Raw genomic sequence first — 9,985 nt, forward strand, 5'->3', positions numbered from 1 at the left:
GCCGCGCCGGCCGAACCGGCGCCTGCACCGGCCACAACGGCGCCCGCTCAGCCAGCGCCCGCCGCCGAGCCAGCCCCTGCCGCAGCGGCTCCGGCGGCTCCCGCTCCGGAAGTCGCCTTGCCTGAACTTCCGGCCGGATCGGCCGACATCACCAAAGCCCCGCCGGCAGCCGGCGAGCCCGCACCGGCCGCCCCCGCGGAAGGCGCGCCCGCGGCTCCGGCAACCGCCACCGCGCCTGCCGAAACCACGCCTCCGGCCGCAAAGCCCGAAACCTCTCACGTCGTCGTCGCCGGCGACAATTATTGGGACATCGCCGTGAAGGTCTATGGCGACGGCGAGAAGTGGCACCTGATCGGTGACGCCAACCCCTACAAGCCGCACTTCATTCCGGTCGGTGCGACGCTGACCATCCCGCCGGCCAACTGAGGCGGAATGCATGGAATGCCAGCGGCCCGGCCTCATGCCGGGCCGTTGTCATGTGCGGCCAGACGCTGCATTGAATTTGGCGGGTTTCGGGTTAGGTAACGGCTGTCGGGGAGCACAGCCTTATGACTGCAACCACTGCCGGACCGGGATTGAAACGGCCGTCCTCCATCGCAACGGAGGCGGGTGGGCATCTCGCAGCGCCCGCGAAGGTCGGCGTGATGCTGGTCAATCTCGGCACGCCGGACGGCACCGATTTCTGGCCGATGTGGCGCTACCTCAGAGAGTTCCTCTCCGACCCGCGCGTCATCGAACTGCCGCGCTTCATCTGGTATCCGATCCTCTACGGCGCGGTGCTCACCACCCGCCCGCGAAAATCCGGCGCCAATTACGCAAAAATCTGGAACCGCGAGAGGAACGAGTCGCCCCTGCGCACGATCACCCGCGCCCAGGGCGAAAAGCTGGCGGCGGTCTTCGCCGGCGATGACAGGATCGTCGTCGACTGGGCAATGCGCTACGGCAATCCCTCGATCAAGAGCGTCGTCGATCGGCTGACCGCCCAAGGCTGCGACCGCATCCTCACCTTCCCGCTCTATCCGCAATATTCGGCGACGACGACGGCGACCGCCAACGACAAGCTGTTCGACGCATTGACGACCATGCGCAACGCGCCCGCCGTGCGCAGCGTGCCGCCCTACTATGCCGAGCCGGTCTATATCGAAGCCCTCACCCGCTCGATCGAGAAACATCTGGCGACGCTGCCTTTCGAACCGGAGGTGGTGCTGGCCTCCTTCCATGGCATTCCGAAACCCTATTCGGACAAGGGCGACCCCTACCGCGTCCACTGCCTCGAAACGATCCGACTGCTGCGCGAAAAACTTGGATGGAGTGAGCAGAAGCTCATCACCACCTTCCAGTCGCGTTTTGGCACGCAGGAATGGCTGCAGCCCTACACGGACAAGACGGTTGAGAAACTGGCGAGCGAGGGTGTGAAATCCATTGCCGTCGTCAACCCCGGCTTCTCCGCCGACTGCATCGAGACGCTGGAGGAGATCGCGGTCGAGGCCGCCGAGATTTTCTTGCACGCCGGCGGACAGAATTTCTCCCACATCCCCTGCCTCAACGATTCTCCCGAAGGCATGGAGGTCATCGAGACGGTGGTCCGCCGCGAACTTTCCGGCTGGATCTGAGCCGGCTTTCGACCACTCAGGGAACGCCGGTGGCGCTACGCCGTTGACGCTCGCCTCCGACCTGGAAATCTCATGCAGCGCAAACTCGATCTTCGCACCGGACGCCCGGTATGGTCCGCCTACCGCGCACCGGGCGTTCCGACGACTAGTCTGAGGCAGGACATCAAGACCGATGTCCTGGTGGTCGGAATGGGCATCAGCGGCGCGATGATCGCCGAGGCGCTGACCGCCAACGGCCACGACGTTGTCTGCATCGACCGGCGCGGGCCGCTGGCCGGCTCGACCGCCGCGACGACCGCGCTGGTGCAATACGAGATCGACCAGCCGCTCTCGCTGCTGGCCGGCAAGATCGGGCGCGATAAGGCGGAAGCCGCGTGGCGGCGCTCCCGTCTCGCGGTCGCCAATTTGCAGGCGCGCATCGAGGAGCTGCAGATCGACTGCCTGATGGAACCCCGGCAATCGCTGTTCCTCGACGGCAATGTGTTGTCACCGACGCAGTTACGGGAGGAAGGTGAGGCACGGCGTCAAGTTGGGCTCCGCGCCGACTATCTGAAGCCGCTGGAGCTTGCCGAACGCTTTGGCATCAAGGGCCGTTCCGCGCTGCTCAGCTATGGTAATCTCGCGCTCGACCCGCGCAAACTCACGGCGGGACTCTTGAAGAAGGTGCTGGATCGCAAGGGGCGTCTCTATGCGCCGGTCGAAGCGACGACGATCGCCGGAACATCGGACGAGGTGACGGTCGCCACCAAGGACGGCCCGGTCATTTCGGCAAGAAGCGTCGTGCTCGCCACCGGCTACGAACTGATGGACGCGGTGCCGGCAACAAAACACCAGATAATCTCGACCTTCGCCATCGCGACGCGGCCACAAAAAGGCAACGTCTGGCCCGGCGCGGCTTTCATCTGGGAGGCCTCGGACCCCTATCTTTACATGCGCTCCACGCATGACGGGCGCATCATCTGTGGTGGCGAGGACGAGGAATTCAGCGACGAGACCCTGCGCGATTCGATGATCGAGGAAAAGACCGCGATCATTTCGCAAAAGCTCCGGCGCATGTTCCCTGGGATCGACACGTCGCCAGAATTCGCCTGGGCCGGGGCGTTCGGCACCACCACCACCGGTCTGCCGATGATCGGGACCATCCCGCGCAAGCCAGACCTCTTCGCCGTCATGGGTTATGGCGGCAACGGCATCACCTATTCGCAGATTGCTTCCGAACTGATCGCGACCGCGCTCGATGGCGGCGAAGACACGGACGCCGCACTTTTCGCCTTTCCCCGCTGATCGCCGGCGTTTCGGACAGCGCCTGATTGTATAGCTACCCGAACCAACCTAAGTGATTCGTGAGGCCGGGCGGCGCTCTCGGCGCGGCCGGCGCTGCAACTGGAGGGATTTGCATGGATTTCACCGGCTTCGACATCACCATCTTCGTTCTCGCAGTCGTTGTCATCGCAATACTGTTCTCTGCCATCAGGACGGTAAGCCAAGGCTACAACTACACGGTCGAGCGTTTCGGCCGCTACACCAAGACATTGACGCCGGGCCTCAACCTGATCCTGCCTTTCATCGATCGCATCGGGGCGAAGATGAACATGATGGAGCAGGTCCTCGATGTTCCCACACAGGAGGTCATCACCAAGGACAACGCCACCGTCGCGGTCGACGGCATAGCGTTCTATCAGATCCTCAATGCCGCTCAGGCCGCCTATCAGGTCTCGAATCTGCAGAATGCAATCCTGACGCTGACCATGACCAACATCCGCACGGTCATGGGCTCGATGGTGCTGGATGAACTGCTTTCCAATCGCGACGTCATCAACGAGCGTTTGCTGCGTGTGGTTGATGAAGCGGCGCACCCCTGGGGCATCAAGGTGACGCGCGTCGAGATCAAGGACATCAACCCGCCGGCGAACCTTGTCGAGTCCATGGCGCGCCAGATGATGGCCGAGCGCAACAAGCGGGCTCAAATTCTGGAGGCGGAAGGCCTCAAGCAGAGCCAGGTGCTCGAAGCGGAAGGCCGCAAGGAGGCCGCCTTTCGCGACGCCGAGGCACGCGAACGCTCCGCGGAAGCCGAAGCCCGGGCGACCCAGGTCGTCTCCGACGCGATCGGCAAGGGTGACATTCAGGCGATCAACTACTTCGTCGCCCAGAAATACACCGAGGCGTTGGCGAAAATCGGCTCGGCGCCGAACAGCAAGATCATTCTGATGCCCTTCGAAGCCTCGTCGCTCATCGGATCGCTGGGCGGCATCGGGGCGATCGCCCGTGACGTTTTCGGCGACGGCGCCACGACCCCCTCGCGTTCGTCCGCCCGTCCGCCCGTGACGCGCGTACCGGATCAGAACTGAGGACACCCCAATGATCGAATGGCTGGTGGGCCAGTTGGGTCCGTGGAACTGGATGGTGCTGGGGCTGGCGCTGCTCGCCATAGAAATCGTGGTGCCCGGCTTCTTCCTGCTGTGGATCGGCCTTGCGGCGCTTGTCGTCGGCGCGATCTCGCTGGCGCTTTGGGACTCCGCCTTCTGGGGTTGGCAAATCCAGGTGATCGTCTTCCTGGCGCTGTCGCTGGTTGCCGCCTACGCCGGCTACAAGCTGATGGGCGGGCGCAAGACCGAAAGCGACCAGCCCCTGCTCAACCGCCGCGGCGAGCAGTTGATCGGCCGTACCGCGACGCTGACCGAGCCGATCCGCGAAGGCTATGGCCGCATCCAGCTCGGCGACACGCTGTGGCGCGTCTCCGGCCCCGACCTTCCGGTCGGATCGCGGGTGAAGGTGGTTTCGGTGGGCGACGTGGAACTGGTGGTGGTCGCGGTCTGACGCCGCGGTCTACGCGACGCCGATCTTCAGCAAATCGTGCAGGTGGACGAAGCCGACCACCTTGCTGTCTTCCACGACGATCAGCCCGGTGATCGACGACGACTGGATGCGCTGCAGCGCGGAAGCCGCCAGTTCGTCCGGCTCGATCCACTTGGGATTGCGCGTCATCACCTGATCGACGGTCTTCGACGGCAGATCCTCGCCGATCTTGCGCCTGAGGTCGCCGTCGGTGATGATACCGGCGAGGCCTCCCTCCGCATCGACGACCACGACGCAGCCGAATCGCTTGCTCGACATCGCCACGATGGCTTCCTTCATGCCGGAGCCGACGAGGATGGTCGGTATGCCGTCGCCTGTATGCATGATGTCGCTGATCTTGGTCAGGCTGGCGCCGAGCTGGCCGCCCGGATGGAAGGTACGGAAATGATCCGGCGTGAAGCCGCGCATCTCGAGCAGCGCGATCGCCATCGCATCGCCGATGACGAGCTGCTGCAATGTCGAGGTCGTCGGCGCCAACCCGTGCGGGCACGCCTCCGGCGTCTTCGGCAAGTTGATGACGACATCCGCGGCCCGCGCCAGTGCCGACTCGGTGCCTGACGTGATGGCGATCAGCGGGATGGAGAAGCGCCTGGAATACGCAATGATACCCTTGAGTTCGGCTGTCTCGCCGGACCAGGACATGGCGATGATGGCATCGTCCTTGGCGATCATGCCGAGGTCGCCGTGGTTGGCTTCGGCGGGATGCACGAAGAAGGCCGGCGTTCCGGTCGAGGCCATCGTCGCGGCGATCTTCGAGCCGATATGGCCGCTCTTGCCGACCCCGGTGACGATGACACGCCCTTCGATGCAGGAGATCAGTTCGACCGCCTGAGCAAAAGGCTCGGACAGGCCGTTGTTCAGGGCAGCAAGAAGCGCCGTCACGCCCGCCTGCTCGATCGAGACCGTTCTGAGGGCCGACGCGATCGAGAAGGAGCGATCGGATTGTATCACGGAAGCGAGAGCCATGGGTGAGCGCTTAGCGCTTTGACGCCATTCTGTCCACCATCAAGACGCGGTTGCCCACCGCAGTCTTACGAGCAACACAACATTAACCATCCGCATTTACGGTTCGGTAAGCATGACGCGCAGGCGTCACCGAACCATTGGAAAGTTATGCCGCAGGTCCGCATCAAGCCAACGTTCAGCCTGCGGGCGAAGGCGATCTGCCTTCTGCTGGCCTCGGCGAGCGTCTGGGCGATGACAGGTCCTGTCTCGGCGCAGGATGCCGGCGGCTTGCGGGGAGCCATCCAGCCAGGAGCTGCTTCCGCCGATCCGCTGACCACAGGCGCTACGCAGGCTCGTTCCGCAGACCAGCCGCCCCCGGCTCCCTACATCCCCGTCAGTCCCGGCGCCGTTCCCGACGAGCCGCCTCTGGACAGTTCCGACCCGTCCGGCACGCTTTTCCCTCAGGATCAGGGGGACAAGAAGACGTTCACCGAGGACCTGCCCATACCGGGCACACGGCCACCTTCGACCGCGCGCGAGCGCAAGCAGAGCCGCGAGCGGCAACAGCAGCAGACAGAAGAAACACCTCGGCCCAACACGCGCGACACGAGGAGCGGAGTACCCGCCCAGGACCAGGGGAACGAGACCACCGGAACCGTCCGCACCGAGCCGATCGGTCCGACTGAAAGGATCGGCGTCCCGGACGACGCCGATCGGATCGAGGCGATCGAAGTGCTCGACGGGCGCACCGAACCGGAGAATCCCTACGCTCCGCTGGGCATCCGCGTCGGTACCTTCATCCTGCGTCCTACGATCGAACAAGGTGTTACCGTCACCTCGAACGCAAACTACAGTGTCGACGGCCAGAAGGCCGTGCTGTCGGAGACCACCCTGCGGCTGAACGCCTTGTCGGACTGGAGCCATAACTCCGCGACGTTCGATGCCTACGGCACCTTCCGCCGGTCGATCTCGGGATTCGAGCTGGAAGACTCGCGCATAGGCGCCGTTGCGGGGCTGAACCTCGATATCTCCGAAGAGCTTCAAGGTCGCGGCACGCTGGAGTACCTGCGTTTGCCGGAGACCGCTTCATCGCCGGTGGTGATCGAAGGGACCGCCTCGGACCCCATCCACCAGACCTTCAGCGGCAGCCTGGGCCTCGACAAGGATGTCGGCAAGGCGCGTTTCGGCATAACCGCCCGGATCGATCGCGATGTCTATGGCAATGCCGATCTCGACGACGGCGAAACACTCTCCCAGAAGGACCGCAACGCCACCCTTGTGACGGGTCTGTTGCGTGCTGGTTACGAAATCTCGCCGGCGATAACACCCTTCGTCGAGGTTGAGGGCGGCCGCCAGTTCTATGACCAGAAAGTCGACAGCGCAGGCTATCGCAGGTCCAACGATCGTTATGGCGCACGCGCCGGCGTCGAACTCGACCTGAACGAGAAGCTGACGGGAGAAATCTCGGGCGGCTGGATTCACGAGAAATTCGATGACGATCGGCTCGTGCCGATCGACGGCCCGACGCTCAGCGCCCTGCTCACCTGGTCACCCGAGCGGGAGACGACCGTCAACATCGAAGCCGCCACCACCATGGAGGGCACGACGACGGCAGGCGAAAGCGGCTCCATTCTGCACGCCGTGCAGGTCGACGTCGAACGTCAGGTGCGCGCCAACCTGACCGCCAACGCCAAGCTAGGCCTCGGCTACCGCAACTATGCCGATTCGGATTCGCACGACCTCCTGTACAATGCGGAAGTCGGTGCAACCTGGTGGCTGAACCGCTATGCCGGCGTCACCGGGCGGCTGCGATATGAAGGCCAGGAAAGCAACATTGAAGGCCGTGCTTACACGGCCAACAGTGTCTTCCTCGGCCTGAAGGTCCAGCGCTGAGCCGAAGCTCCAGCGCCCGAACCCGCGCCTATTCCACGGGTTGCGTCTCGCCTGGATCGAGGTCGGCGATCAGGCGTTCCAGCATCGCCAGGACGCCGCTCCGCATCGCCGGCTGCGCCAGCGCGAAAGCGATGTTGGCTTCCACGAACCCCTCCGGCGAGCCGCAATCATAGGTGCTGCCGCGATAGTGATAACCAAAGAAAGGCTGGCGCTTCTCGAGCTTCAGCATCGCGTCGGTTAGTTGGATCTCGTTGCCGGCGCCCCGCTCCTGGCTGGCCAGAACCTCGAATATCTCCGGTTGCAATATGTAACGGCCATTGATGAAGAGGTTGGACGGTGCCGTTCCGGCTTTCGGTTTCTCCACCATCTGGGTGATCTCGAAACCGTTGTGCACGTCCCTGCCCTTGCCGACGATGCCATATTTGTGGGTTTCGGCGGGATCGCATTCCTGCACGGCGATGATGTTGTTGCCGGTCTCGCCATAGAGTTCGACCATCTCCTTGAGGCAGCTCTTCTCGGATTGCATGATCATGTCGGGCAGCAGCAAGGCGAAGGGCTCCTCGCCGACCAGGTCGCGCGCGCACCACACGGCATGGCCGAGCCCGAGCGGCACCTGTTGCCGGGTGAAACTGGTCTGGCCCGGTCCGGGCTGCAGTTTCGTGAGATAATCCAGTTGCTCGGTCTTGCCGCGCTGCGCCAGCGTTTCGTTGAGCTCGAACTGCAGGTCGAAATGGTCCTCGATGACGCCCTTGTTGCGTCCCGTCACGAAGATGAAATGCTCGATGCCGGCTTCCCGCGCCTCGTCGACCACATACTGGATCACCGGCCGGTCGACGACGGTGAGCATTTCCTTCGGGATCGATTTAGTCGCCGGCAGGAACCTTGTTCCAAGCCCTGCAACGGGGAAGACAGCTTTTCTGACTCGCTTCATCGTCTAAAGTATCCATTCATGCTTTGCGGCTGCGATGAGCCCGGAAGACATTGTCATGCCTGAATTTAGGAATAGTTCCCCGAATGCAACAGGTGGGACGCTGCCAACAACCCATTGCACAAATTTTGGTTCCGACCGACCCTATGGTAAACCAATTGCTAACCGCCTTTGGCGATGAATGAGTCTTCAGTATATCGAACTGGAGGGAAACATGCTCGTTCGCAACACCGCAAGACGCTTTGCCGGCGCCGCGGCGGCTGCCGGCCTGTCGATTGCACTATTCGTTTCAGCCACGCCGGCCTTTGCCGATGCCGGCTTCGAGCGCTGGGTAGCGGGCTTCCGCGCAACCGCCGTGCAAAGCGGGATTTCCGGCGCGACCTATGACCGGGCCTTCCGGGGGATCGATTCCGCCGACCCCGAGGTCATCGAGAAGGCGCGGTTCCAGCCGGAGTTCACGGCTCCCGTCTGGGACTATTTCGACAACCGGGTGCACGAGCAGTCGGTAGAGGTCGGCCGCGCCATGGCGAAGAAATGGAAGCCATGGCTGGACAAGATCGAGGCCCGTTTCGGCGTCGACCGCAACATCCTGCTCGCCATCTGGTCGATGGAATCGAACTACGGCGAGATCCTCAAGAACGACAAGGTGATGCGCAATGTCGTTCGCTCGCTGGCGACGCTCGCCTACGCCGACAAGAAGCGGGCGAAATTCGCGCGCACCCAGTTGATCGCCGCACTGAAGATCCTGCAGACGGGCGACATAGACGAGAGCCATCTGATGGGCTCCTGGGCCGGTGCCATGGGCCACACCCAGTTCATCCCGACCTCCTACCAGGCTTACGCCGTGGACATCGATGGAAACGGCCACCGCGACATCTGGAACTCGGTTCCCGACGCGCTGGCCACCGCCGCCAATTTGCTGAAGAAGAACGGCTGGCAGGCTGGCAAGACCTGGGGATACGAGGTCGTGCTCCCGGCGGGCACGAAATTCCCGAAAGGCTCGATGTCGCTGTCGAAATGGGCTGCTCTCGGCATCGAGCGGCCGAGCGGAAAACCTTTCCGCAACGGCGGCGACAAAGCGGAACTCAAGGTGCCTGACGGGCGAGGCGGCCCGGCGTTCCTGATGGCGAAGAATTTCTATGTGCTCAAGCGCTACAACAATTCCGACAAATACGCGCTTGCGGTCGGCCTGCTCGCCGACCAGATCGCCGGCTATGGCGAATTGGCGCAGGACTGGAAGCGGCCGTTCACAAAACTGTCCTTCGCCGAGAAGCAGGAGCTTCAGGAGCGGCTCACCGCGCACGGTTATTATGACGGCAAGGCAGACGGCAAGATCGGCGAAGGCTCGCGGTCGGCGATCAAGGCGTTCCAACTGCAAGCCGGCATGGACGCCGACGGCCATCCGAGCCTGGAAGTGTTGAAGACCTTGCGGAAGCAATAGGGTGTGTTGAGATTCAGGTGAGGCCGAGCCGAAAAAGGTGGATTTTGGGGTCGCGAAGCGACGAACGCAGCGTACATTTCGGTACGTGAGTACCGGAAGCGCAGAAAGCCGCCATTTGCAGGCCGGCATCACCTGAATATCAACACACCCTAGGCTGCGGAGGATGCTTTTTGTGGGTTAGGTGTCATTGCTATGGAGGTTGTCCGTCCGAGGCTTGGATGCGAGGTTGCGGTTACCACACACGCGACCGCCAGCCAGGAGCCTCGGATGGACGTTCATGACAATGCCAGAACAACACCGCGCAGTCGA

General features: G+C 63.0%; 9 protein-coding genes. 7 read left to right on the forward strand and 2 right to left on the reverse strand.

Translation table 11 applies throughout. The features are described from left to right. The 5 genes from ACH196_RS36705 to ACH196_RS36725 form a co-directional block, all read left to right on the forward strand. Positions 1 to 426: LysM peptidoglycan-binding domain-containing protein (locus ACH196_RS36705; protein WP_396651753.1), on the forward strand; the 426-nt coding region annotated here is incomplete at its 5' end. A gap of 122 nt (positions 427 to 548) precedes the next feature. Beyond that, entirely contained in the window at positions 549 to 1,613 is a 1,065-nt protein-coding gene (hemH, locus tag ACH196_RS36710) for a ferrochelatase (protein WP_396651754.1), read from the forward strand. A gap of 72 nt (positions 1,614 to 1,685) precedes the next feature. Then, positions 1,686 to 2,897: an NAD(P)/FAD-dependent oxidoreductase gene (locus tag ACH196_RS36715; protein ID WP_396651755.1), complete on the forward strand. Its 1,212-nt coding sequence runs from the start codon at positions 1,686 to 1,688 to the stop codon at positions 2,895 to 2,897. Positions 2,898 to 3,010: 113 nt separating this feature from the next. Further along, a complete protein-coding gene (locus ACH196_RS36720; RefSeq protein ID WP_396651756.1) occupies positions 3,011 to 3,961 on the forward strand; it encodes an SPFH domain-containing protein in 951 nt (316 codons plus the stop codon). A 10-nt stretch (positions 3,962 to 3,971) separates the two neighbouring features. Then, positions 3,972 to 4,430: an NfeD family protein gene (locus ACH196_RS36725; protein ID WP_396651757.1), complete on the forward strand. Its 459-nt coding sequence runs from the start codon at positions 3,972 to 3,974 to the stop codon at positions 4,428 to 4,430. Between the two features lie 9 nt (positions 4,431 to 4,439). Here ACH196_RS36725 and ACH196_RS36730 read toward each other — a convergent pair whose 3' ends face one another. Continuing rightward, positions 4,440 to 5,435, reverse strand: coding sequence for an SIS domain-containing protein (locus ACH196_RS36730; RefSeq protein ID WP_396651758.1), 996 nt, complete (start codon positions 5,433 to 5,435; stop codon positions 4,440 to 4,442). Positions 5,436 to 5,582: 147 nt separating this feature from the next. On the opposite strand from ACH196_RS36730, the gene ACH196_RS36735 reads away from it, so the two are divergent. Then, positions 5,583 to 7,307, forward strand: coding sequence for an outer membrane beta-barrel protein (locus ACH196_RS36735; RefSeq protein WP_396651759.1), 1,725 nt, complete (start codon positions 5,583 to 5,585; stop codon positions 7,305 to 7,307). A gap of 28 nt (positions 7,308 to 7,335) precedes the next feature. Here the strand turns inward: ACH196_RS36735 and galU are convergent, their stop codons facing one another. Next, a complete protein-coding gene (gene galU, locus ACH196_RS36740) occupies positions 7,336 to 8,238 on the reverse strand; it encodes a UTP--glucose-1-phosphate uridylyltransferase GalU (protein WP_396651760.1) in 903 nt (300 codons plus the stop codon). A 211-nt stretch (positions 8,239 to 8,449) separates the two neighbouring features. Here galU and ACH196_RS36745 point away from each other — a divergent pair, with 211 nt between their 5' ends. After that, entirely contained in the window at positions 8,450 to 9,676 is a 1,227-nt protein-coding gene (locus ACH196_RS36745) for a lytic murein transglycosylase (protein WP_396651761.1), read from the forward strand. Positions 9,677 to 9,985: the final 309 nt, after the last annotated feature.

This window comes from Mesorhizobium sp. IMUNJ 23232, assembly GCF_044326205.1.
Taxonomy (GTDB): Bacteria; Pseudomonadota; Alphaproteobacteria; order Rhizobiales; family Rhizobiaceae; genus Kumtagia.

What these genes read in the sequence shown, in the direction of transcription:
- hemH (WP_396651754.1), top strand. Translation starts at nt 549, where the DNA reads ATGACTGCAACCACTGCCGGACCGGGATTGAAACGGCCGTCCTCCATC.
- ACH196_RS36715 (WP_396651755.1), top strand. Translation starts at nt 1,686, where the DNA reads ATGCAGCGCAAACTCGATCTTCGCACCGGACGCCCGGTATGGTCCGCC.
- ACH196_RS36720 (WP_396651756.1), top strand. Translation starts at nt 3,011, where the DNA reads ATGGATTTCACCGGCTTCGACATCACCATCTTCGTTCTCGCAGTCGTT.
- ACH196_RS36725 (WP_396651757.1), top strand. Translation starts at nt 3,972, where the DNA reads ATGATCGAATGGCTGGTGGGCCAGTTGGGTCCGTGGAACTGGATGGTG.
- ACH196_RS36730 (WP_396651758.1), bottom strand. Translation starts at nt 5,435, where the DNA reads ATGGCTCTCGCTTCCGTGATACAATCCGATCGCTCCTTCTCGATCGCG.
- ACH196_RS36735 (WP_396651759.1), top strand. Translation starts at nt 5,583, where the DNA reads ATGCCGCAGGTCCGCATCAAGCCAACGTTCAGCCTGCGGGCGAAGGCG.
- galU (WP_396651760.1), bottom strand. Translation starts at nt 8,238, where the DNA reads ATGAAGCGAGTCAGAAAAGCTGTCTTCCCCGTTGCAGGGCTTGGAACA.
- ACH196_RS36745 (WP_396651761.1), top strand. Translation starts at nt 8,450, where the DNA reads ATGCTCGTTCGCAACACCGCAAGACGCTTTGCCGGCGCCGCGGCGGCT.